The 21,991-nt window shown below is 71.0% G+C and carries 26 protein-coding genes and 1 pseudogene; 8 read left to right on the top strand and 19 right to left on the bottom strand.

What is annotated here, in order from left to right; all coding sequences use genetic code 11:
* Positions 1 to 36: 36 nt before the first annotated feature.
* Both GH266_RS21350 and GH266_RS21345 read right to left on the bottom strand, forming a co-directional pair.
* A complete protein-coding gene (locus tag GH266_RS21350; protein WP_158195628.1) occupies positions 37 to 915 on the bottom strand; it encodes a DUF2163 domain-containing protein in 879 nt (292 codons plus the stop codon).
* Positions 912 to 1,568 carry a DUF2460 domain-containing protein gene (locus tag GH266_RS21345; RefSeq protein WP_158195627.1) on the bottom strand — a complete coding sequence of 219 codons (657 nt, stop codon included), beginning with the start codon at positions 1,566 to 1,568 and terminating at the stop codon, positions 912 to 914. Before GH266_RS21345 ends, GH266_RS21350 begins: the two co-directional genes overlap by 4 nt.
* A gap of 114 nt (positions 1,569 to 1,682) precedes the next feature.
* Here GH266_RS21345 and GH266_RS21340 point away from each other — a divergent pair, with 114 nt between their 5' ends.
* A complete protein-coding gene (locus tag GH266_RS21340) occupies positions 1,683 to 1,922 on the top strand; it encodes an HP1242/YdcH family protein (RefSeq protein ID WP_158195626.1) in 240 nt (79 codons plus the stop codon).
* A gap of 38 nt (positions 1,923 to 1,960) precedes the next feature.
* On the opposite strand, the gene GH266_RS21335 is transcribed toward GH266_RS21340, so the two are convergent.
* The 17 genes from GH266_RS21335 to GH266_RS21255 form a co-directional block, all read right to left on the bottom strand.
* Positions 1,961 to 2,545, bottom strand: coding sequence for a phage tail tape measure protein (locus tag GH266_RS21335; RefSeq protein WP_158195625.1), 585 nt, complete (start codon positions 2,543 to 2,545; stop codon positions 1,961 to 1,963).
* A complete protein-coding gene (locus GH266_RS21330) occupies positions 2,535 to 2,819 on the bottom strand; it encodes a rcc01693 family protein (RefSeq protein WP_280524812.1) in 285 nt (94 codons plus the stop codon). The genes GH266_RS21335 and GH266_RS21330 overlap by 11 nt, the downstream gene beginning before the upstream one ends.
* On the bottom strand, positions 2,816 to 3,184 hold the full coding sequence (locus GH266_RS21325) for a gene transfer agent family protein (RefSeq protein ID WP_158195624.1): 369 nt from the start codon (positions 3,182 to 3,184) through the stop codon (positions 2,816 to 2,818). The genes GH266_RS21330 and GH266_RS21325 overlap by 4 nt, the downstream gene beginning before the upstream one ends.
* 2 nt (positions 3,185 to 3,186) lie before the next feature.
* Positions 3,187 to 3,600 carry a phage major tail protein, TP901-1 family gene (locus GH266_RS21320; protein ID WP_158195623.1) on the bottom strand — a complete coding sequence of 138 codons (414 nt, stop codon included), beginning with the start codon at positions 3,598 to 3,600 and terminating at the stop codon, positions 3,187 to 3,189.
* A 24-nt stretch (positions 3,601 to 3,624) separates the two neighbouring features.
* A complete protein-coding gene (locus GH266_RS21315) occupies positions 3,625 to 4,035 on the bottom strand; it encodes a DUF3168 domain-containing protein (RefSeq protein WP_158195622.1) in 411 nt (136 codons plus the stop codon).
* Complete coding sequence (locus tag GH266_RS21310) at positions 4,032 to 4,364, bottom strand: head-tail adaptor protein (RefSeq protein ID WP_158195621.1); 333 nt, start codon at positions 4,362 to 4,364, stop codon at positions 4,032 to 4,034. Before GH266_RS21310 ends, GH266_RS21315 begins: the two co-directional genes overlap by 4 nt.
* Entirely contained in the window at positions 4,361 to 4,930 is a 570-nt protein-coding gene (locus tag GH266_RS21305) for a head-tail connector protein (protein WP_158195620.1), read from the bottom strand. Before GH266_RS21305 ends, GH266_RS21310 begins: the two co-directional genes overlap by 4 nt.
* Before the next feature lie 75 nt (positions 4,931 to 5,005).
* Entirely contained in the window at positions 5,006 to 6,325 is a 1,320-nt protein-coding gene (locus GH266_RS21300; RefSeq protein WP_158195619.1) for a phage major capsid protein, read from the bottom strand.
* A 74-nt stretch (positions 6,326 to 6,399) separates the two neighbouring features.
* Positions 6,400 to 6,978: an HK97 family phage prohead protease gene (locus tag GH266_RS21295; RefSeq protein ID WP_244953730.1), complete on the bottom strand. Its 579-nt coding sequence runs from the start codon at positions 6,976 to 6,978 to the stop codon at positions 6,400 to 6,402.
* Complete coding sequence (locus GH266_RS21290) at positions 6,975 to 7,157, bottom strand: hypothetical protein (RefSeq protein WP_158195618.1); 183 nt, start codon at positions 7,155 to 7,157, stop codon at positions 6,975 to 6,977. The genes GH266_RS21295 and GH266_RS21290 overlap by 4 nt, the downstream gene beginning before the upstream one ends.
* Positions 7,158 to 7,232: 75 nt before the next feature.
* Positions 7,233 to 7,421 carry a hypothetical protein gene (locus GH266_RS21285; RefSeq protein WP_199270398.1) on the bottom strand — a complete coding sequence of 63 codons (189 nt, stop codon included), beginning with the start codon at positions 7,419 to 7,421 and terminating at the stop codon, positions 7,233 to 7,235.
* Positions 7,418 to 8,605, bottom strand: coding sequence for a phage portal protein (locus GH266_RS21280; protein WP_158195617.1), 1,188 nt, complete (start codon positions 8,603 to 8,605; stop codon positions 7,418 to 7,420). Before GH266_RS21280 ends, GH266_RS21285 begins: the two co-directional genes overlap by 4 nt.
* Positions 8,606 to 8,720: 115 nt before the next feature.
* The gene (locus GH266_RS21275; RefSeq protein ID WP_199270397.1) at positions 8,721 to 10,055 is read right to left on the bottom strand and encodes a DNA-packaging protein; all 1,335 of its coding nucleotides are present in this window, start codon (positions 10,053 to 10,055) and stop codon (positions 8,721 to 8,723) included.
* Positions 9,943 to 10,635, bottom strand: coding sequence for a hypothetical protein (locus GH266_RS21270; RefSeq protein ID WP_158195616.1), 693 nt, complete (start codon positions 10,633 to 10,635; stop codon positions 9,943 to 9,945). The genes GH266_RS21275 and GH266_RS21270 overlap by 113 nt, the downstream gene beginning before the upstream one ends.
* Before the next feature lie 689 nt (positions 10,636 to 11,324).
* On the bottom strand, positions 11,325 to 13,328 hold the full coding sequence (locus GH266_RS21265; protein WP_158195615.1) for a bifunctional metallophosphatase/5'-nucleotidase: 2,004 nt from the start codon (positions 13,326 to 13,328) through the stop codon (positions 11,325 to 11,327).
* Between the two features lie 775 nt (positions 13,329 to 14,103).
* Positions 14,104 to 14,454 (bottom strand): hypothetical protein, encoded by a 351-nt coding sequence (locus GH266_RS21260; protein WP_158195614.1) that lies wholly within the window; start codon positions 14,452 to 14,454, stop codon positions 14,104 to 14,106.
* A 48-nt stretch (positions 14,455 to 14,502) separates the two neighbouring features.
* On the bottom strand, positions 14,503 to 15,036 hold the full coding sequence (locus GH266_RS21255; RefSeq protein ID WP_244953729.1) for a YcgN family cysteine cluster protein: 534 nt from the start codon (positions 15,034 to 15,036) through the stop codon (positions 14,503 to 14,505).
* 231 nt (positions 15,037 to 15,267) lie between these two features.
* Between GH266_RS21255 and GH266_RS21250 the strand changes: the two genes are divergently transcribed.
* The 7 genes and pseudogenes from GH266_RS21250 to GH266_RS21225 all read left to right on the top strand — a co-directional run bounded on the left by GH266_RS21250 (position 15,268) and on the right by GH266_RS21225 (position 21,383).
* The gene (locus tag GH266_RS21250; RefSeq protein WP_158196346.1) at positions 15,268 to 17,373 is read left to right on the top strand and encodes a transglycosylase domain-containing protein; all 2,106 of its coding nucleotides are present in this window, start codon (positions 15,268 to 15,270) and stop codon (positions 17,371 to 17,373) included.
* Positions 17,370 to 18,029: a DUF1214 domain-containing protein gene (locus GH266_RS21245; protein WP_158195613.1), complete on the top strand. Its 660-nt coding sequence runs from the start codon at positions 17,370 to 17,372 to the stop codon at positions 18,027 to 18,029. The genes GH266_RS21250 and GH266_RS21245 overlap by 4 nt, the downstream gene beginning before the upstream one ends.
* Positions 18,026 to 18,643: a DUF1254 domain-containing protein gene (locus GH266_RS21240; RefSeq protein ID WP_209001503.1), complete on the top strand. Its 618-nt coding sequence runs from the start codon at positions 18,026 to 18,028 to the stop codon at positions 18,641 to 18,643. The genes GH266_RS21245 and GH266_RS21240 overlap by 4 nt, the downstream gene beginning before the upstream one ends.
* A gap of 50 nt (positions 18,644 to 18,693) precedes the next feature.
* Positions 18,694 to 19,197 (top strand): annotated as a pseudogene (locus tag GH266_RS23635) (serine hydrolase domain-containing protein); the annotation flags it as partial.
* Between the two features lie 112 nt (positions 19,198 to 19,309).
* Positions 19,310 to 19,768: a serine hydrolase domain-containing protein gene (locus GH266_RS23630; RefSeq protein WP_280524811.1), complete on the top strand. Its 459-nt coding sequence runs from the start codon at positions 19,310 to 19,312 to the stop codon at positions 19,766 to 19,768.
* Between the two features lie 268 nt (positions 19,769 to 20,036).
* Positions 20,037 to 20,510 carry a helix-turn-helix domain-containing protein gene (locus GH266_RS21230; protein ID WP_158195612.1) on the top strand — a complete coding sequence of 158 codons (474 nt, stop codon included), beginning with the start codon at positions 20,037 to 20,039 and terminating at the stop codon, positions 20,508 to 20,510.
* 3 nt (positions 20,511 to 20,513) lie between these two features.
* Positions 20,514 to 21,383 carry a DUF6456 domain-containing protein gene (locus tag GH266_RS21225; RefSeq protein ID WP_158195611.1) on the top strand — a complete coding sequence of 290 codons (870 nt, stop codon included), beginning with the start codon at positions 20,514 to 20,516 and terminating at the stop codon, positions 21,381 to 21,383.
* Positions 21,384 to 21,991 lie beyond the last annotated feature (608 nt).

Below are 21,991 nucleotides of genomic sequence, written 5' to 3'. Positions count from 1 at the left end.
CGTGCCTCCTGTAGTGTCGCAGTCTTCGTGAAAGTGTCAGCGCACCAGCGCGCCGCCGTCGTTCTCCGCCGCCCCGCGGCTCGGATAGGCCAGCACCCGTTCCGAGCCCGGCATATGCGGAAAGCCCTGGAAGTTGAGCGCGTTGGAGAATTTCTCGCGGCAGCTGGCGAAGCGCTTGTCGCAGCCGGCGGTCAGCCGCACGGGCGCGCCCTCGGCCACTTGCCGGACGAGCGGCGTCATCAGCTCGACGATGCGCAGCCCCTCCTCCACCCGGTCGGAGACCACCTCGCCGACGAGCCCGCCGACCTCCAGGCGCCCGCCGGCGAACCAGTCGCGCGGCGGCCCGGCAATGCCGTCCACCTTGAGGCGCCTGGCATTCGAGCCCGCCGCCACCGTGCCCTCCAGCCGGAAGCCGCCGGCAACCAGATCCACACCGCAGCGCCCGTCGCCGAGATCGGCATCGCAAAGATGCGAGAACACCCGCCCTTGCGGGATGTCGAGCAGATGGGCGAGCCCGCGCAGCTCGGCGCGAAACGCATTGCCCGCCCGCGTCACCTCGCCGATGACGGCGCGGCGCAGCAGCATCCGGTGCTCCGGCGCCTGCCAGTCGACCAGGAAGATCTCGACGCGCCCGCCGTCCCACAGCCCGGCGGCAAGGTCCGCTTCCGCGATCCTGTCGGAGGCGAGAATGCCGGCCGCCTCGCTGGTGCCGGTGGCGAAGTCGGGCGCCAGGTCCGTGGCGCTCGCCTCGAAGCCGAGTTCGGGGCGGAACTGCGTCCCCTCGAAGGTGAGCACCCGGTCGTGGTCGGTGAAGCCCAGCACGGTGCCGTCGGCCCGTGTCAGCCGCCAGCAGGTGGCAAGCGTCGTCGCCTGTGCGCCCGCGCGCGCGGCCAGTCCCGGCGGAACCGTCCTCATGGCGCCTCTCCCCCGTCCGGCGTTATTTCCACAAGCGGGATCGTCGGCACGCGCCCGGCCTCGAAATGGGTCAGGCTCAGCTCCAACCGGTCGGTGTCGAAGCGCACCGGCACGTCGAAGCGGAAGCCCGCGGTGACCGTGACGCCCGGCGCCGGCGCGCCGGTGAGCGTCACAAGCCCGGTCGCGGGATCGCAGGTGAAGCCCGCGCCCTCGACAAGCTCGCTGCCGCCGATAGCGACCCGCACGGAGCCGGCCACCGGCTTTTCGATCCGCCGCAGCGCCGCGTCGGCGCCCGCCCCGTAGCTCTTGGCGAGCGGAAACTCTACCCGCGTCCCGTCGCCGGTGCCGAGCGGGCAGTCGAGCGGGCCGACCGTATTGCCGGTCGCCGCCGACAGGTTGTCGAAGGGATCGCGGAAGCGGAAGCCGATCAGCCGCCCGCGCATGCGCTCGAAGAAACCTGCGACCTCCTGCAGGTCGGCGAGCGAGCGAACGCCGCTGCCGGCATCGTAGCGCCGCCGCGATCCGGCCCAGCGCGCGTTGCGCATCTCGGCACCGGAGGCCAGCGTCACCACGTCCGTGCGCCATTGCGGCCCGCCGCTGGCGCCGAAGGCGACGCCGAGCGGAAAGCGTTCCTCGATGAAGCCGGGCGTCATCGCTCCGCCCCCCTGTTGCGAATTTTTGAAAGAAATGCCCCGAGTTTGATCTTGCTCAAGGTTCGGCCCGCCGCGGCGGGGCAGTCTCTTCGCGTCACAGGAGGTCTACCGGACATGAGTCATGTTCCCCACGAGTTGCACGAGGAATTCCCGGACAAGGTTGCTGCCTTGCACGAGCTGAAGGTTTCCAACGGCCATTTCGCGCGGCTTGCCGACAGCTACCACGACGTCAACCGGGAGATTCACCGGGTCGAAACCGATGTGGCCCCGGCCTCTGACGAGGCCCTGGAGAACCTCAAGAAGCAGCGCCTTCACCTGAAGGACGAAATCGCGGCGATGCTCGCCGCCACCTGAAACGCCGGTGCCTGAGCCCCTCCTCTTCAGGCCCGACGTCAAAGCCCGCGCCGTCCCCGTCCGACGGCGCGGGCAACCATTGTTGCGATCTGTGCTTCCGAACGCGCGAAGCTCTCCGCATCCCTCGCCTCCACATTGAAGACGATCTGCGGCATGGCCTGTCCGCCGCCTGCTGCGCCCGCGGCAACGCCCAGCCGGCCGCTCGCATCGCGCGACAGCGGCAGAACCGCCTCCGCGCCCGCCTCGCCCATCAGCCCCAGCGCGCCCGCGCCGCCTCCCGGCAGTGGGAAATAGCCGGGCGCCGCGACGACGCCGCCCTTGGCGAAGGGCAGGATGCCGCCGCCGGAAAACCCGGACGCCAGCCCCGAGAACAGCTGCCCGGCGAGGCCGGAGATCCCGCTTGAGATCCCCTGCTCCAACGGGGCGAGCGCCGCGCTCAAGGCCCGGTTCGACAGCGACAGCGCCGCCGACCGCAGCACCTGCTCCAGCGAGCGGCCGTCGACCAGCGCCTGGCGCAGCCCGCGCGACAGCACTCCGGCCGCATCGCGCGAGGCGCTGCGCACATCCTCCATGGCGGCGCGCAGCCGCTCCGCCTCGTCCAGTTCCAGTCCCTCAGCGCTCATCGCCGCCCTCCTGCCGTACCGTGTCGCCGCTCGTCGGCGCATCGGGGAAGCGCCGCATCAAGGCCTCCAGTCCGGCGCGCGCCAGCGGGCGCAAATCGCCCGCCCTGCCGCCACCAAGGCCGGCCAGCACCGCCGCAAGCTCGCGCGGCGTTGCCCGCCAGAAGCTGTCCGGCGGCCAGCCGAGCCGGCCCATGCACAGGCCCATCGCCTCGTTCCAGGGAAAGGGCCGTGCTTCCTCCGCGCCCGCCTGCGGCCCGGCGGACGCGGCGCTCAAGGGTCCGGCGGCGTCTCGCCCCGCTGCCCGTCCGCGCTGCCGGCAAAGGTCGCGCGCAGCAGCTCCGCCGAAAGCAGCGCCAGCCCGGCGACGCCGTCCGCATGGTCGAGCCGCGCGACCTCCTCGTCGGTGATGTCCTCGCCGGCACCGCGCAGGCCCGCCCCGAGGATGCGGATCACGTCGCGCGCCGAAAGCCGCGCCTCGGCGAAGCGCTCGGCCAGCGTCGCCATGTCCTGCGCCCCGTAGACCGCCTCCAGCTCCGCCAGCGCGCCCAGCGTCAGCACCAGCCGGCGGTTCCGCCCGCCGAGCCGTGCCGCCACCTCGCCGCGGTGGCGGTTCGCCGCCAGTCCCTTGTCACCTGCCATGGTCAGGCCGCCGTGAAGCTGATTTCGCCGGCCGATTCCAGCGCCAGCTCGTAGGTCACCTCGCCGTCATGGGTGCCGGCATAGTCGAGCGCGCTCACCTGGAACGGCCCGCTGATCGTGCCGAAATCCGGCACCACCACCTGCCAGAAGCGGATGGTCCCGTCGAAGAACATCGCCCGCACGGTCTCGTCCGCCGTCTTGTCGCGGAAGATGCCGCCGCCCGAGATGCTGGCCGAGCGGGTGCCGGCGCCCGACAGCAGCTCGCGCCAGCGCCCGAAACTGTCCGCGTCGGTGACGTCGACGCTGCCGGCGTTGAGCGCGATGCGCCGCGCCTTCAGCCCGGCCATGGTGACGAAGCTCCCGCTTCCGGTCGCATCGCATTTCAGCAAAAGGTTCCTGCCTGCCTGTGCGGCCATCTCCGCCTCCGTTCCTGTATCGACCTATTCCGCCGGCTCGCTCACCAGCCGCAGCCGCAACCGGCCGCGCCAGCTGCGCCCGTCGGCCAGCCGCTCGCTGCGCTCGTCCAGCGTCCCGGCATTGACCAGCACATGTCCGTCGAGAAATCCGCCCGCGCCGTTCAGCACCGCCTCGCGGGCGGCCGCCATCAGCGCGGCAACCTCGCCGCGCGCGTCTTTTCGCGAATGCACCAGGATCTCCGCCTCGTGCTCCTCGCCCTCCTCCGCGCTCGAAAGCAGCGGCCGCGAGACGAGGGCCCCGAGCTCGATGAAAGGGTGCGCGCTCCCACGCGGTGCCCCGTCATGCACCCGCTCGCCGCCCGTCAGCGCGGTCAGCTGCGCATCGGCGCGCAAGGCCTTCACCAGCGCTGCCCGCAAGGCGACTTGCGCGCTCATCGCCCCTCCTCCTCGATGAGGCAGGCGACAAACCCGCTCCGCCGCGCCGTGTCGTCGACGGCCAGCACGCGGAAGTGCCGCGCGCCCTCGCTCAGCCGCCAGCCGCCGGCAATGCCGGTGCCGGTGCGCAGCCGCGCCACATGGGTGGCGATGCCGTCGTGCCGCCCGCCCGCCTGCCGCTCGGCAAGGCTCGCCGGCGCCAGTGCCACGAAGACGAGGCCGGTGTCCGTGAAGATCGTTTCGGCCTCGCCGTCCGCCGCCTCGATCCGTTCGGGCCGCTCCAGCCGCATCGCGCGGTCGAGCGAGCCCGCTCCTGCCGCCGCCCTCACAGCCGCACCATCCGGTAGCTGCCGGCAAGGCTCGCCACCGCCGGCGGCAGGCCGAGCGCGGCCGGATCCAGCCCCGGCTCGCGGTGCTCGAACCAGTGGGCAACCAGCAGCAGCACCGCCTGGCGCAGCGGCCCCGGCACCGCGTCGGCCTCCGTGCCGTATCCGGCGGTGAAGTCGATCTCGATGCCGTTGAAGCCTTTGATCCCGGCCGGCGCCCCGGCCTTGACCTTCAGCCGCGGCGGGTTGGTTGCCGCCTCCAGCCGGTAGTCGGCAGGGTCAAGCGCCACCGGCAGCCCGTCGCCGTCATAGACGGTGACCGCCTCGACGGAGGCGACCGGGGCGACCGGCAGCCGCACCACCCGGCCCGGCGGCCAGGCATCGAGATAGAGCCGCCAGCCCTGCGCGATCAGCGCCCGGCGCGTTGCCAGCTCGATCTGCGCCCGCGCGGCGGCGATCAGCCGGCCGAGCAGCGCATCCTCCTCACTGGTTGTCACGCGCAGCTGGGCGCGCGCCTCCTCCAGCGTCACCGGCTCCAGTGCCGGCGGCGTCGTCACGATCGCGGTCATCGCATCCCCATCCGCTGTCCGTCCCGCATGACCGGGCGGGGAATGCCCCGCCCGGCCTCTCGTCCGCCGCCGCCTTTACGCGGCGAAGACCAGCAGCTTGATCGCGTCGAAGTCCTGCATGCCGCCGCCCACGCGCTTGGTCGTGTAGAACAGCACGTAGGGCTTGGCCGAATAGGGATCGCGCAGGATGCGCACCCCGGCCCGGTCGACCACCAGATAGCCCCGGCGGAAGTCGCCGAAGGCGATGGCCGGCGCCCCGGCGGCGATGTCCGGCATGTCCTCGGCCTCGGTGACCGGGAAGCTCATCAGCGTGGCCGGAGCGCCGAGGCTCGCCGGCGGCTGCCACAGGTAGTTGCCCTCGCCGTCCTTCATCTTGCGCAGCACGCCCTGCGTCCGCCGGTTCATCACGAAGCGGGCGTTCTGGCGGTAGCCGGCCTTCAGCGCATAGACGAGGTCGATCAGCACGTCGCCCGGATCGGCCGCCGAGAAGCCCGCATCGACGCCGGTCGACAGCGTGCCGACATTGCCCCAGCTCCAGGCGCTCTCGGTCACCTGCGGATAGTCGAGAAAACCGCGCGGCCGGTTGACGCCGTTGCCGGCCACAAAAGCCGCGCCCTCCTGCTCGGCGAAGGCCAGCTCCACCTCCTCGGCGATCCAGGCGTCGACATCGACCGCCGCATCGTCGAGCAGCGAGGCCGTCGCCGCCGGCATGGCGTAGAGCTCCATCGTCGGGAAGGCGAGTTCGGCGAGCGTCGGCGAGCCGGTCTCGGGCCGCGCCGCCGTCTCCGCCACCCAGCCCGACTGCGGGCCGGAGACCGAGAACGGCTTCTTGAAGACGCTGGCCGAGACCTGCCGCGAGCCGGCAATGGCGCGGATCGGCGAGACAGCCGTCATCCGGCGCAGGATGCCGGCCTCCGTCTCCTCCGGCACCAGATAGCCGCCGTCGGGGTCGGAGCCGATGGACAGCGCCTTCTGCTCGAGGGAGCGCAGGCCCTCCTCCTGGCCCTTGCGCATATAGGCGAGGAAGGCGCCGCGATGTTCGCCGGTCGCCGCGCTCTCGCGGGCCCGGCCGCCGGCCCCTTCGCCCTCGCGCGGGGGGCGGGCCGCCTTCAGCGCCAGCGCGTCGAGGCGCTGCTGCTGGCGGTCGATCTCCGCCTCGATGCGGGCGAGCTTCTCGCCGGTCAGCACGTCGGTGCTGCCGCGCTGCTCGATCTCCGACAGGCGCTCGTCGTTCACCTCGCGAAACGCGGTGAAGGCGGCGCGCATCTCGTCGAGCTCGCGCTCCAGGCCGGTGCCTGCGGCAGGTGCGGCGCCGCGCCCGGTCACGGCCTTGGTTTCGGGGGCGTGGCGCGTCAGCGCCGGCTGCTCGGCCGGACGGGGATTGCTGCTGGTCATGATCTGCGAAACTCCATTGCCCTGGTTGAGAGGCCCGGCGCTGCCAGCGCCGGTCGGACGGCCCTGCGGCCGCCTCACGAGTCGAGCGCGCCCGGCGCGCGTCCCGTGGCAGTGGACCCGGCATCGAGCCGGGCCATCGGGTGCAGCGGGAAGGTCACGAGCGACACCTCCCACAGGTCGATGTCGAAGATCCGCCGCAGCCCGCTCTGCGGATCGCGGCGGGCGGAGCGGGTGCGAAAGCCGATGGAGAGCCCGTCCAGCGCGCCGGCCGCCACCAGCGCGGCGGCATCGCGGCCCGTGCGCGTGTCGGTGACCAGCCGGCCGCTGAGATAGAGCCCGTGGGCGTCCTCCCTGGCGCTGTCCCACACGCCGATGGGCCGTGCCGGATCGTGCTGCCACAGGAAGCGGATGCCCTGCGCCCCGCGCTCGGCAAGGCTGCGGCGGAACGCGCCGCGCATCACCATGTCGAGCGCATCGTCCGGCGCGCCGAAGACGCTGGCATAGCCGGAAATCCGCGTCGGCCGGACGAGAGCCCGCCCGCCCTTCGGTTCCGCCCCGCCGCCATCGCGGCCGAAGCGGCCTGCCGCCAGTGCCCGCATCGCCAGCGCGGCGCCGTCCCGCTTCACCGGGCTTTCCGTCTGCGCCCGGCTCATGCGCGCGCCCCGGCGCTCTCCGCGCTTCTTTCGAGCGCGGCGCGCAGCACCAGCACGAAGCGGGCGAACACGGCCCGGTGCGCCCGCTTCACATGCGGCGCGCAGCGGATCGCATCCGATGCGGACATCTGAGAACTGGGCACGCGCGCGCCCGCGCTCGCCCCAACACGGTGCGTCATGATCTGGATCTCCCTTTGGTGAATTCGAAATGCGAGCGTCCGGGAAGACGAACAGATGGGCAGCGCCAGCCCCCCCTACTCGTCTCCGATCATCCGGTTGAGCCGGGCGATGGCCTCGACGAAATCGTCGAAGCGGCGGTTGGAGCGCACCATCTCGCGCAGGCTCCACACCAGCAGGCTCGACGAGGAGCCCGCCCACAGCAGCAGCACCAGATGGGCAAGGTCCCCGCGTGCCGCCACCTCGCGCAGCGCCGGCTCCATCATGCGCTCTCTGCCCCGGAGCCTTCCGCCCCGTAGCCGACCGCCTGCCGCTTCTCGGCTCGCGTCAGGAACGAGGCCCGCTCGACCCGCTCCCACAGGGCCGCACGCTCGGCCGACAGCGCCTCGATGGCATCGGCATCGGGCACCAGCCGCAGGTCCGCCCCCTCGCGAGGGGAAAGCCACCGCGCCAGCGCCTCGCCGACCCGCGCGGCCAGCGGCAGCACGGTCTGGCGCCAGAAGGCGCGGTTGGCCTCCTGGTAGTTGGCGAAGGTGTTGTCGCCGGGGATCGCCAGCAGCATCGGCGGCACGCCGAAGGCGAGCGCGATCTCGCGCGCCGCCTGGTTCTTCGCCTCGATGAAATCCATGTCGCGCGGGGTGAAGCCCATCGGCTTCCAGTCGAGCCCGCCTTCCAGCAGCAGCGGCCGCCCGGCATTGGCCGGACCCTGGTAGCCGGCCTCCAGCTCGCCCTTCAGCCGGTCGAACTGCTCGTCGGTCAGGTTCGCCGCATCCGCCCCGCCATAGACCAGCGCGCCGGAGGGGCGCGCCGCATTGTCGAGCAGCGCCTTGTTCCAGGCCCCGGCCGCATTGTGCAGGTCGAGGCTGACCTGCGCCGCCTCCAGCGGTGCGAAGCCGTAATGATCGTTGAGCGGGTGGAACACCTTCAGATGCAGCACCGAAGGATGCCCGTCGCGCGGGTCGGCGGGAAAGCGCACCGTGCGCCCGGCAACCGTATAGTCGAACGCCTCCGGCCAGCCGTCGCGCCCCGGCACCACGCGCACCCGGTCGGGCCGCAGCGCATGCAGCTCGCGCGCCCTGCCGTCGATGTCGACCCGCTCCAGATAGGCATTGCCGGCGACCTGCAGGTAGCCGTGAACCTCCTCCAGCAGCCCCTGCCCCGACTGGCCCGGCGAGGGCCGCGCCAGCAGCTCCAGCAGCGGATGCGTGTCGAGTTCGCGCGCGCCCTCGTAGAGCACCAGCGGCACGCTGGCCGCCGCCTCCGCCACCATGCGCACGGCCCGGTGCACCACCGGGTTTCGCGCATATCCCTCGCGGGCAAGCGCCGCATAATCGCGCGGCGTCCACACCGCGCGCCCGCTGCCCGAAAGCGCCAGCAACGGGCCGACGCGCGAGGCCTTGGCCTCGGCGACAGGGCGACGAAAAGAGTCAAGAAGGTCGCGCAACCCCATGATCCAGAATCCTTTTTTCGGTCGACTTGAGAAACTGAGTCCGCGTCCTGAAGCATCGATTCAAACAGATCGATTCAGGTGCCTTACATCGTGATTCAACGCGGTGCGGCGGGTCTCACAGGCTGCGCAGGCGCGGGTTTGCCAGCGGCTTCAAGGCCAGCTCGTGCAGCGCATAGACCAGCGCGTCGAGCCGGTCGGGCGAGTGGCCGGCCGACAGCCCGTCGGGGGCGAATTCCGCCATCTCGTCCTCGAGTTCGGGAAAGGCGCCGACATGGCGCACCCGGCCCTGCTCGTAGAGCATGGCGACCGGTTCGGCGCGCAGCCACTTGCCCCGCCGCGCCCGCACCTCGGCGACGGGCACGCCGGGGTCGACGCCGTTGATCACCGCGCCCACCATCTCGCCGCCCTGGTTCACCTCGGCGACCAGGCAGTCGGCCCCGAGGCTCCGCCACAGCTCCACCGCCGCCCGGGCCCAGCGCGCCGGCTTTGCCGCCCGCACGCTCGCATCCGCCAGCACATGGACGATGCCCGCCGCGTCGATGCCGGCCGCAACGATGCCGCAGGCGTCCGAGCGGCGGGACGAGCCCGCCGGCGGATCGACCGCGACGACGATGCGGGTGAGCTCCTCCGGCCGCCGGTCGGTGCGGCAGCGCTCCAGCGCGTCGCGGCTCCACATCGCGCCTTCGCGCTCGCCGACGATCTCGCCGTCCAGTTCCTGCCGCGCCAGCCGCGTGCCGCGATAGCGGGCGCGGATCGCGGTGATGAAGCCCTTGGCCAGATGCGCCGCGTTGGCCTCGCTCGCCGCGCGGGTCACCACCGTGCCCTCGTCCCCGATCAGCCGCTTCAGGAGCGGGATCGGGCGCGGCGTCGTCGTCACCAGCTGGCGCGGATGGGCGCCGAGCCGCAGGCCGAATTGCAGCATGTCCCAGGTCTCCTGCACATGCCGCCACTTGGCCAGCTCGTCGCACCAGGCCATCTCGAATTGCGGCCCGCGCAGCGCGTCCGGATCCTCGGAGGAAAACACCTGCGCCACCGCCCCGCACGGCCATTCCAGCCGCCGGCGCGAGGGCAGCCATTGCGGCCGCTCGGACGCGGGATGCACGGACAGCAGGCCGGAGATCCCCTCCACCATCACCTCGCGCGCATCCATCTGCGTTTCGCCGACCAGCGCGATGCGCAGCTCGCCGCCACTCCTCTCGCGCGCTGCCGCGTTCACCGCCGCGCGCAGCCACTCGGCGCCGGCGCGGGTCTTGCCGGCGCCGCGCCCGCCGAGCAGCAGCCACACCCGCCAGTCGCCCTGCGGCGGCAGCTGGTGCTGATGCGCCCAGATCGGCCAGTCATGGCGCAGGAAGCGCAGCTCCGCCGCCGTCAGCCGCGCCAGGAAGTCCGGCAACCGCCCCTTCGCCGCACAGGCGGTCAAGGCGCTGCGCAAGCTCGTGCCTGAGTGCATCCTCGTCCCTCCCCGCCGGGTCCAGTTCCCTCACGCCGCTGCGCAGCTCGATCAGAACGTCGAGCGTCCGGGCAAGGCTGCCCAGTGTGCGGGCGTTGCGCTCGGCCAGTTGCGAGGCCTCCGCCCGGTCCAGCTTCAGGGCGCGGGCGCGGCCGATTTCCAGCTCGATCGCCTCCACCTGCCGCTCGAACGCCTCCGCCAGCCGCCCCACCAGGCAGGCAAGGCCCTGCGTGTCGCCGGCGGCGATCAGCCCGCGCACATCGCCCGAGCGCACCCAGCCTTCCGCCTGGATGTGGCGCAGCACCGTGCTCTTCGCGACGCAGAACCGCTTCACCACCCCGTCCGCATCCAGCGCGCCGCTCTCGTAGAGCTGCCGCGCCTCGGCCCAGGCCTCGACACCCAGATGCACCGGCGCCTTGCGGTCGGGAGCGGCCGCGTCCGCCGGGGTTGGCTTTTGGGGTTTGGCACCCACTGCGTCGGGATCGGCCGGCAGGGTCTCAGCCTCTGCCGGTTTGTCCTTGGCTTCGGCATGTTCCTGAGATCGCGCGGCACCGCCCTTCGCAGGTTTTGAACTGGCCATCGGCTCCTCCCTTTTTTGATGTAGGGATCATGTTCAGCGAGGATCGGAAGACGGCCCGAGACGGAAGCACGACCTCGCCTCCCCTCGGCCGTCACCCCGGCCAAGCGCAGCGCGCGCCGGGGCCTATTGGCTTCCAGAGCGGCAGCGAGGACACCGCAAACCCATCCCCTCGTCATCCAGGCCGAAGAGCCGGGATCGGAGAGCCGAGGGCCTCGCGGCAGCGCTCAGACAAAAGGGGCAAACACCCTGCCTCCCCGGTCCCGGGTCGCGCTTGCGCTTGCCCGGGAAGACGCCAGGGAGAGGTTGGAGCGACAAATACCTGCCGAGGGTGCCAATGGTTCCCGGATCTTCGGCCTGCGGCCTCGTCCGGGACGACAGCCTGAGAGGGAGGCGGCGGCGACGCGTCGCCATTTCCCCATGCTCCCCTCTCCCCCCTTGAGGGGGAGATGTCGGCGAAGCCGACAGAGGGGGGTAAGCACAGAGGGGGGTAAGCAGAGGCAGCGACACCCCCCCGCCAGAAACACAAATGGCGGCCGAACCTCCCGGTCCGCCGCCATCGCCAGGCCGCAACTGTGCGACCATGCCTGAACCCTACCCGACCACCGCTACGGTGTCAAGGATTTTTTTCCTAGACGTGCCCCGCCGGAGATCCCGGCGGGGTTTTCGCGCGTCCGGTCAGGCCCGTGCCGTCAGCCGACGACCACCAGCCGGCCGTCGAGATCGGCGCCGCTTGCCCGCGTGACCGTGCCCAACTCGCGGACCGCGGCGATGAGCTCGTTGCGGTAGACAAGGCCGGTGTTCTCGAAGGGCAGCCTGCGCAGGTCCGGTGTCGCGATCCCGCCGGCGACGCCGCCGCCGATCGGCTTGCCGTTCCAGGCCTCCGAGAAGGCACCGAGCATCACATAGGTGTTGAAGGCGAAGCGGAAGGACTTGTCGAGCACCTCCTCCACCGGCTTGCCGGCGAGCGTGATGTCGACCGCGCGGGCGTCGGCCGCCGTTGCGCCCAGCTCCACCTTGTAGCGGATGCCGGAGGAGAAATGCAGCAGCCCGCGCGAAACGAAGGTGGAGAGATCCGTCGCCGCCACCTCGTCCGGGCGCAGCAGGCGCTTGGCGTTGGAGATCAGCATGTCGCGGATCTCGGCCCCCGTCATGGTCGCAATCTCGACCTGGTCCGCATAGGGCATGACGTCGAACCAGGCGCGGAAGCTCAGCGGCTCGCCCGGGGCGATGCCCGTCGCCAGCCCGGTCGCGTTGAACAGGGCGAAATCGACCGCCCCGCCGGGGAAGGTCGCCGACTGGCGCACCAGCGTGTCGTTCATGAAGTTGGCCAGTGCGGTCTCGCCCGTGTAGCGGGTCGCCTGGGTCTCCTTGGTCGAGACCGGCGCATCGGCGGCAACCGCGCCGATCACCTCGGCGAGCTTGTCGTCGAGGGCCGCGATCATCGGCGCCATCACCTCGGCCTCGAACCCCGCGTCATAGTCGCCCTCGTGCTCGAGCGCGGCGTAACCGTCCGCCCCTTCCGCCACCGTGTCGTCGCGCTTTTTCACCGGGTGCAGCGACACGTTGGAGAACCACTTGTCGCGCCCCTCGCCGGCGGCGATCGACATGGCGATCTCGCCGAGGAAGGCGCCGTTCGCCTTGGCCTGGGTGAGCAGCACGCCGGAGACCATGTTGTTGGGGTCGATGCCGTCCGTGTTGAGCTCGGTGTGCGAGTGGCCGCCGACCAGCACCACCGGCTTGGTGGCCAGCGGGCCGATCGCCTCGGCGATGGCGAAGTCGCCCTCGCCGATCTCGCGCAGGGAGCCGGCCTTGCCGGACTTGTGCATGCCCTTGCCGTAGCCGCAATGGGAGAGCACCACGACCACGTCGGACACGGCCTCCACCGCCCTGTAGAGGTTCGTCGCCGCCTCGACCGGGCTTGCCACCCGCATGGCCGGATCGGCCTTGGTGCCGGTGCGGATGTCGATATTGGTGGTGAGCCCGATCACGCCGACGCGCAGGCGGTTGGCCTCGATGATGGCGGCAGGCACATAGTCGCGGTCGCGCGCGAGGTGGGCCGAGTCCGCCACGTTGGCCGAGAGCACCGGGAAGGCGGCGTCGCGCTCGATGCCGAGCCTGAGCTGGGCCGCCCCCCGGTCGAACTCGTGATTGCCGAGCACGGCGATGTCGACGCCGGCGGCCGAGGCCGCCCGGTAACCCGCGTCAACCACGTAGTCCGCCTCGGTCCAGCCCAGCAGTTCGTCGAAGATCGAGCCGGTGTGGTCATCGCCCCCCGACAGCAGCAGCACGGTTTCGTTGGCGGCGGCGCTGGCCCGCGCCTCCCTCACCCGCTTGACCATCTGCGCCATGCGGTGGGTGTCGCCGCGCTTCGCGTGCATGTCGGTCATGTGGTTGTGCATATCGTTGAAATGCATCAGCCGCAGCACATGGCGCTCGCCGTCGGCGAGCCGGCGCTCGGGCACCGGAGCGCCGTCCTGCGCCACGATGGTGGTCACCGGACCGGCGAGCGGATCGCCCTTGAGCAGGAAGACGCGCTCGGCAGCGCCGGCGGGATTGGGCGTGACGGCGACCATTTGCAGCTCGCCCGCTCCGGGCGTGGCATCGGCGCGGCGCACCAGCACCGGCGACAGGGCGGCCAGCGCGCCAAGGCTCGCGGCGGAAGACAGGAAATAGCGACGGGTGAAGGATGTCATGGGGAGACCTCTCGCGGACTTGCGTGAGCCCGTCTCATTTCAGGGACACATCTCAGCCGTGTGACGGTTCCGTGTCTCCCCACAGGAGCCAAGGCCTTGTGAACACTTTTAAATTCACGCTGCGGAAAGTTGCCTGATGGCGCGGATCATTGCACCCGCTCCGTTCCTCCCTTGCCTCACAGGCCGTCGTCCGGGCCGCGCGCAAGCGCGCGCCGGGAGCCAGTGGCAGCCCCGACCGGAGCGGGACGTAGGGCGCTTGCCTCCCCTCGGCCGTCACCCCGGCCGCGCGCAAGCGCGCGCCGGGGCCTATTGGCTGCCAGAGCGGCAGCGAGGACACCGCAAACCCATCCCTCGTCATCCCGGCCGAAGAGCCGGGATCGGAGAGCCGAGGGCGGTGCGGCAGCGCTCAGACAAAAGGGGCAAACACCCTGCCTCCCCGGTCCCGGGTCGCGCTCACGCTTGCCCGGGAAGACGCCAGGGAGAGGTTGGAGCGACAAATACCTGCCGAGGGTGCCAATGGTTCCCGGATCTTCGGCCTGCGGCCTCGTCCGGGACGACAGCCTGAGAGGGAGGCGGCGGCGACGCGTCGCCATTTCCCCATGCTCCCCTCTCCCCCCTTGAGGGGGAGATGTCGGCGAAGCCGACAGAGGGGGGTGAACGGTAGCGGACCCGCCAGAAACACAAATGGCGGCCGAACCTACCGGTCCGCCGCCATCGCCAGGCCGCACCTATGCGACCATGCCTGAACCGGCTCAGGCGTGCCCGCCCGCACAGATCAAGAGACGCCCCTCTTTGCGGCCACTCTCACGAGCGCAAACAAGCCGAGCGTCGAAAGGCCCGCCGGCAGAAGCACGAACAGAGACAAGAATAGCCACCCTTCGGAAAGATGCCCCGCAAGAGACGTAATTACCAGGGCGCACCAGATCACGATCAAGGAAAAATTCGCGGCGCAAAGCACCAAGGAGCCGAAAGAGAGCGACAAGACAAACGTGGTTACAACAACCGCAAGCAATATCATGAAATACGAAGTCGCCGACGCCGCCCCGATCATCGAGACGGAGACCAGAACGACAGAAAGAGCGTGAAGAACGACAGCCAGCCGGGCCGCATCGGGCAAGATGGACATCCTATATGCTCTCGCCATCGCTCCCGAACGCGGCCTTACACCGCCCCCTCACTTAACAAACCCCACCCGCACCGTCTCGTCCATCGGGTTCTCGCCCGGCCAGTCGGCGAGGAAGTTCTCGTAGTCTTCCAGCGGGATGCCGTCTTCGGGAAAGGTCTGCCCGCGCACCGAGATGCCGGCGGCGTGCACGGTTTCCGGGTCGCCGGAGACCAGCGGGTGCCACCAGTAGAGATCGCGCCCTTCGGCGACCAGCCGGTAGGCACAGGTCGGCGGCAGCCAGGCGAGCGTCGGCACCAGCTCGGCGGTGAGCTGCAGGCAGTCGGGCACGGTGGCGAAGCGGTTGTCGTAGTCCGAGCAGCGGCAGCTCTCGCCGTCGAGCAGAGTGCAGGCGAGCGAGGTCCAGACGATCTCGCCGCTGTCCCAGTCCTCCAGCTTGTTGAGGCAGCAGCGCCCGCAGCCGTCGCACAAGGACTCCCACTCGGCCGGGTTCAGCTCGTCGAGCCGCCGGCCCTTCCAGAACGGCTCGCCCGGCTCGCTCGCGCCGCCCGCCGTCACGTCCGCCCGATTTGTTGATCCATCCACCACCGGCACATCCTTGAAAGGCCCGGCGGATCGGGGGTAAAACGAAACGCGCCGGGTCGCTCCCGCAACGGGAGTTCGCCCACGGCCATAGCAGAACGGAAGACCAAGGTGAACCAGCGATCCGGCGATGCCGACCCGCAGGACAGCCCGCAGCCGGCCTCCCCCGCCGCAGATCCGGCCGGGACGCAGCCGCCGGGGCGGCGCCCGTTCGGCGCCCGCGCGCGCTCGGCCATGCTGTCGGTCGATGCGTGGGTCGACACCGCGCTGTGGCGTTCGTTTTCCGCCCTGCGCACGGGGCTTGAGGGCTATTCGGCCTGGCTGCGCCGGTTCCGCGCCCGCGGCGCCGGGCGCGTTGCCGCCGAGCTTGCCTCCGACGGCGTCACCTTCGGCCTGCTCGGCCTGATCCTGATGCTGGCGCTGGCGCAGGACGCCTTCCAGCAGACCGGGCGCGCCGACTGGCGCACCACGGAGGATTTCTCCGTCACCTTCCTCGACCGGTTCGGCAACGAGATCGGCAAGCGCGGCATCCTGCTCAACGACACGGTGCCGCTGGAGGAGATCCCCGACCACCTGATCAAGGCGGCGCTGGCGACCGAGGACCGGCGCTTCTTCTACCATTTCGGCATCGACGTGATGGGCACGTTCCGCGCCATGCTGGAGAACGTGCGCGCCCGCACCGTGGTGCAGGGCGGCTCCTCGATCACCCAGCAGCTGGCCAAGAACCTGTTCCTGTCGAACGAGCGCACGCTGGAGCGCAAGATCAACGAGGCCTTCCTGGCGCTGTGGCTGGAGATGAACCTCTCCAAGCGCGAGATCCTCAAGCTCTATCTCGACCGCGCCTATATGGGCGGCGGCACGTTCGGCGTCGCCGCCGCGTCCGAGTTCTATTTCGGCAAGAACGTGCGCGAGTTGAGCCTCTCGGAATCGGCCATGCTCGCGGGCCTGTTCAAGGCGCCGACGAAATACGCCCCGCATATCAACCTGCCGGCAGCGCGCGCGCGGGCCAACGACGTACTGACCAACATGGTCCAGGCCGGGTTCATGACCGAGGGCCAGGTGATCGGCGCCAGGCGCAATCCGGCCGTCGCCATCGACCGCAGCAAGGACCGCTCGCCGGACCACTTCCTCGACTATGCGTTCAACGAGGTGAAGCAGCTGGCGCGCACCCATCCCGCGCTCGCCAACGACCGCATCGTCACGGTGCGCACCTCGCTCGATCCCGGCCTGCAGCGCCAGGCGGAGCGCAGCGTTCTGGAGAGCCTGCGCCAGCACGGCGAGCGCTACCGGGTGCGCGAGGGCGCGGTGGCCGTCGTCGTGCCGGAGACCGGGGCCGTGCGCGCCATGGTCGGCGGGCGCGACTACGGCGAGAGCCAGTTCAACCGGGCGGTCGATGCGGTGCGCCAGCCCGGCTCCTCGTTCAAGCCCTTCGTCTATATCGCCGCCTTCATGAACGGCTATTCGCCGGCCTCCGTGGTGCCGGACGCACCGATTTCCATCGGCGGCTGGAGCCCGCGCAACTATTCGCGCGGCTATGCCGGCCCGGTGACGCTGAAGACCGCGCTGACCAAGTCGATCAACACGGTGCCGGTGCGCCTTGCCCAGGCGATCGGCCGCGACAAGATCGTCGACTATGCCAAGGCGATGGGCATCACCACGGAGCTCAAGATCACCCGGCCGCTGCCGCTCGGCGTTGCCGAGGTCACCGTACTGGACATGGCCGCCGCCTATGCCAGCTTCGCCAGCGGCGGATTGAAGGTCACGCCGACGGCGATCCTGGAGGTGCGCAATTCCGCCGGCGACATCATCTACGAGCAGGCGAACGACCGGCCCCCGCCGGACCGCATCTTCCCGGAGGAGAAGGCCGCCGAGATGAACGACGCGCTGGTCAACGTGGTGGAAAACGGCACCGGCCGGCGCGCCCGGGTGGAGGGCGTCACCGCCGCCGGCAAGACCGGCACCACCCAGGCCTATCGCGATGCCTGGTTCGTCGGCTACACCGGCAACTACGCGGCGGCCGTGTGGTTCGGCAATGACGACTTCACCTCCACCGCCCGGATGACCGGCGGCAGCCTGCCGGCGATGACCTGGCAGTCGATCATGGATTACGCGCACAAGGGCATCGAGCTGCGGCCGATGCCGGGCGTCGACCGCCCGCCCCGCGAGGACGGCGCCGTTCCGGTGGCCGAGGGCGCCGGCTCCGACCGGCCGCGCCTGCTGCGCGTGCAATCCATCGCCGTGCTGGAGGAGATCGGCGCGCGGCTGGATGCCATCGGCAAGCGGGCCGAAGCGCCGGCCGCGCTTCAGGCCTCAGGACAGGCGGAGCCCGTCGCCCGGTGACACTCGCCCTTTCTCACGATCCCGAGACCGACGGCCTGCGGCCGGACCGCGTCCCCTCCATCCTGCGGCGGCGCCGGCGCGCCCTGGCGCTCGATCTCGCCATCGTCATCGCCATCGCCATGGGCGTCGGGTTTTCCAGCGCCTATCTGGCGGTGGAGCGGGCGCCGGCCTTCGGCGCGCTGCGGCTCGGCGCGTGGGAGGCGCGGCCGCGCCAGGGCACCCGCGAGGCCGACCCCTATTCCACCGCCACCCATGCCCGCTCGGGCCGTGTGCCGCTGGCCAGCGGCGAGGGGCTGATGTTCCTGGCCGAGACCGACAGCGCCGGCAACACCCTGTCGCCGCGCTGCGACTACGAGATTTCCGGCCAGGCGGCCCCCGCCCGGCTGTGGACGCTGGTGGCGCTCGACCGCGAGATGCGGCTGGTCGCCGACGGCTCGCCCCGCAGCGGCGTCGACAGCCGCCACCTGCTGCGCCGCGCGAATGGCGAGTTCGTCATCACCGCCGCGCCGCGCGCCCGGCCGGGCAACTGGCTGCCGACCTCCGACACGGCCCGCGGGCTGGTGCTGGCGCTGCGCCTCTACGACACGCCGCTGACCACCGGCACGGGCGTTGCCAACGTGCCGATGCCGGAGATCCGCCGGGGGCTGTGCCGATGAGCGCGCGCGCCCGCACCGCTTCGCCCGCGTTTCGCGCGCGGCTGCGCCAGTCGCTCGACGGCATGGTCGTCGTGCGCATGCTCCTGCTGCTGCTGGCCGGGCTGTTTCTCGGCGGCATCATCCACATCGCCATCGTGCTCGGCGTGCCCGGCCAGGTGCCGGAAAGCGCCTATGCGCGGGTGGCCGCCTTCGGGCCGGACGGGGTGTTCAACCGCCTGCCGGACGCGGAGGCCGGTGCCGAGCCGCTGCCGATGCTCGACCCGATGATGCTCCATGCCGCCTGCCGGTTCGACCTTGGCGAGGGCCCGCTGAAGATCGAGGCGGCGCTGCCGCCGCCCTTCTGGTCCTTCGCCCTGTTCGATGCGGGCGGGCGGGCGATCTACAGCCTCAACGACCGCACCTCCGGTGCCGGCGGCCGGCTGGAAGTGCTGGTGCTCACCACCGAGCAGCTCAGCGTCCTGCGCGAGAACCCGCCGGAAGGCCTGGAGGACCTCATCGTCATCGAGACCGACGCCACCCACGGCTACGCGCTTTTGCGCGCCTTCGACGGCGAGCCCCTGCTGCGCGAGCGGATCGAGGCGGCGATGGCGCAGGCGAGCTGCCGCCGGCTCTGACACACCAGCACTCCGGCGCAGCATTCCGGCGCCGATATCGAAGGTTTCCCATGTTTCGAAAACCCGCCCTCCGCCTCTGTGCGGCCTCGCTTCTTTGGATCGGCACCATGCTCCCCGTCGACGCGCAATCCCTGAACGAACAGCTGCAAGCGAGCTTTGCGGCCGGCGAGCTGCCCGGCCTGCACGGCGCCATCGTCGACTTTCGGGGCGAACGGCTGGCCGAGGTGTATTTCCCTGGCGACGACGAGCGCTGGGGCCTGCCGCAGGGCCGGCAGGACCACACGGCCGCCTCGCTGCACGACCTGCGCTCGGTGACGAAATCGGTGGTCGGCCTGCTCTACGGGATCGCTCTTGCCGAGGGCAAGGTCCCCGAGCCCGACGCGCCGCTTTACGCGCAGTTCCCGCAATATCCCGACCTTCTGGCCCAGCCGGGCCGCGAGCTCATCCTGGTCCGGCACGCCCTGTCGATGCAGATGGGGACCGAGTGGAACGAGGACCTGCCCTACAGCGATCCGCGCAACAGCGAGATCGCGATGGAAAACGCCCCGGACCGCTACCGCTTCATCCTCGAACAGCCGATCCGCGAGGCGCCGGGCGGGGCGTGGATCTACAGCGAGCGGCGGCGCGGTTGCGCTGCTGGGGAAGCTGATCGAAACCGGCACGGGCATGCCGCTCGACCGCTACGCCGCCGAAAAACTGTTCGCGCCGCTCGGCATCGAGACGTTCGAGTGGGTCGCGGGCGCCGACGGCGCGCCATCCGCCGCCTCCGGTTTGCGGCTGACGCTGCCGGACCTTGCACGGATCGGCCAGCTGGTGGCGGACTACGGGGTCCATGACGGACGCCAGATCGTGCCGCGCGAGTGGCTCGCCCGCTCGTTCGAGCCGCGGGCAACGGTCAACGACGTCACGCGCTACGGCTATCTCTGGTATCTGGCCGGCACGCCGGAGCGGACCATCGCCATCGCCGTCGGCAATGGCGGCCAGCGGCTGACCGTGCAGCCCGACCCCGGCCTCGTCGTCGCCTCCTTCGCCGGCCGCTACAACGATCCCGAGAGCTGGCAGACCTCCATCAAGGTCCTGCTCGACTTCGCCGTGCCGGAGGCAAAGCGGCTGCTCGGCAAATAGGCTGCAACGCCGCCGGCCTCGGCGGCGGCCCTCCTCTTCAGCAAACGGGCGCCCGGCCCGCTACCGGCCGTGGATAGCGCGCCGGCATCTGCGCGGCCGTCCGGCCCTGCGCGGCGCTTCCTTGCGCCCCTCTCTCCCCTCCCGCATCCCCGCCAGACCCGCGCGCCGCACGCAAAAAACAAAGGCGCAACCGCACTTATCCCCGCGCGGGTATTTTTCCCGTAATGATATAGGAATATAAACCTAAAATTGATAAGTGGAGGCAGGAATGACTGGATTGTCCGGAATTTCAGACCTCGGCGGCCTGGCCGTCGGCATGCCCGCGGCCCGTCGGCCCCGCCAGGCGCGAGGGGCGGGACTGCTCGTCACGGCCTGCGTCCTGTCGGTGTTCGAGGTGGAGGAGACCGACCTCGCCCAGCCGAGCCGCGGCCGGGCCCAGGTCGCGCTGGCCCGCCAGATCGCCATGTATCTGCATCATGTCATTCTCGGACGCACATTGACCGACATTGCCCGCGAGTTCGGGCGCGACCGCACCACCGTCGCCCATGCCTGCCGGCTGGTCGAGGACCGGCGCGACGAGCCCGAGTTCGACGCGATGGTCGGCGGGCTGGAGACCGCCCTGCAGGCCGGGCTCGCCGTCCTGCCCGCCCGCCCGACATCTACCCGTTCCCAGGCTACCCGTTCCCAGGCTACCCGTTCCCTGGCCACCCACACCTTTCCCGCCTGCGGGACGGAGGCCTGAGCCATGGCGCCCTCGCAACGCGCGCTGGACCGTCTTCTCGCCCGGCTCGGCACGGCGCCCGCCTGGCATCTTCAGGAAACCGCGGAGAAGGGCTTGCGGCTGTGCGCCGCGCCCGCCGGACGCAGACCCGCCAGCCCCGAAGGCGGCGACCGAGGAGACGCCCCGGCTTCGCCCGCCTCTCCCTCGCCCGGCCGCTCTCCCTCGCCGGTCCCCTCCCTTGCCCCCTCCCTTGCCCCCTCTCTCGCTGTCGATCCGGCCCAGCTGCGGGCGGCCTTTGCCGCCGGGCTGGTGGAGCGGGGCGGCAAGGGCCGTCTCGTCCTGTCGCCGGCCGGCCGTGCCCGGCTCCGCCGCATTGCGTCGGGCGAAGAGGATTTCGCCGCCCAGCACCGGGAGACCGGCACCCGCCGCATCGCCATTGCCGGGGCGGCCGACGAGATCGTCACCGTCAACCATGCCGAGAGCCCGCTGGCCTGGTTGCGACGGCGGCGCGGCCGCAATGGCGAGCCGATCCTCGACGACGGCCAATTCGCTGCCGGCGAGCGGCTGCGCGCCGATCACACCCATGGCGCCATCGTTCCGGGGATGCGCGGCATGGCCTGGTCGGCGCTCGGCAGCGGCGCAGGACATGGCGGCGGGCGCGACCCGCGCGGCGGCCTTGTCGAGCTCACCGACACCACTTTGGCCGCGCGCGCGCGGCTGGAGCGGGCGATGCGGGATGTCGGGCCGGAGCTTGCCGGCGTGCTGATCGACGTGTGCTGCGAGCTCAAGGGGCTGGAACAGGTGGAGCGGGAGCGGCGCTGGCCGCCGCGCTCCGCCAAGGTGGTCCTGCTGCTCGGGCTGACGCGGCTCGCCCGCCACTACGGCTACGGCTGAGCGCGCGCCGGCGGCTTACCCTACCGCTCCGCTTGGCTTGCAACGTCTCCCTGCACCAGCCCCTCCGGCATCATCCTCAACACCAGAATGAGAGACCACCTCAACGATATGAGTTGATGACGAGAGGAGCGACCCCCACACACCCGCAACAGCTCTGGAAACCAATAGGCCCGGCGCGCGCTGCGCTTGGCCGGGGTGACGGCAGAGGGGATGAGTGGCCGTGCCATTCTCTTCGGCTGTCATCCCGGCCGCGCGTCAGCGCAGAGCCGGGACCCATTGGCACCCTCAGCGGGCGTGAGGCGGGGCGGCGTCGCCTCCCCCACCACTGTCATACCTGCGAAGGCAGGTATCCAGTATCCGCCGGGGCGGGTGGGTTTGCGAAAGCGCCCGTTCGGCAAGGGAAGCTCGCGGCAGTGCCGAGGCCTCGCCCGAACCGCTCGGGGTTACTGGGTCCCGGTCTTCGGCTGCGCCGAAACCGGGACGACAGGCCGAGCGTGGGGGCACATCGGCGTGTCCTCGCCACTCACGACCGCCCCCTCCCCGCGTCTTCCCGGGCAAGCGCAAGCGCGACCCGGGACCGGGGAGGCACGGTGCCCGCCTTTTTGCCT

The sequence above is a fragment of the Stappia indica genome (assembly GCF_009789575.1).
Taxonomy (GTDB): domain Bacteria; phylum Pseudomonadota; class Alphaproteobacteria; order Rhizobiales; family Stappiaceae; genus Stappia; species Stappia indica_A.
This window is presented reverse-complemented; position numbering and strand designations above follow the sequence as displayed.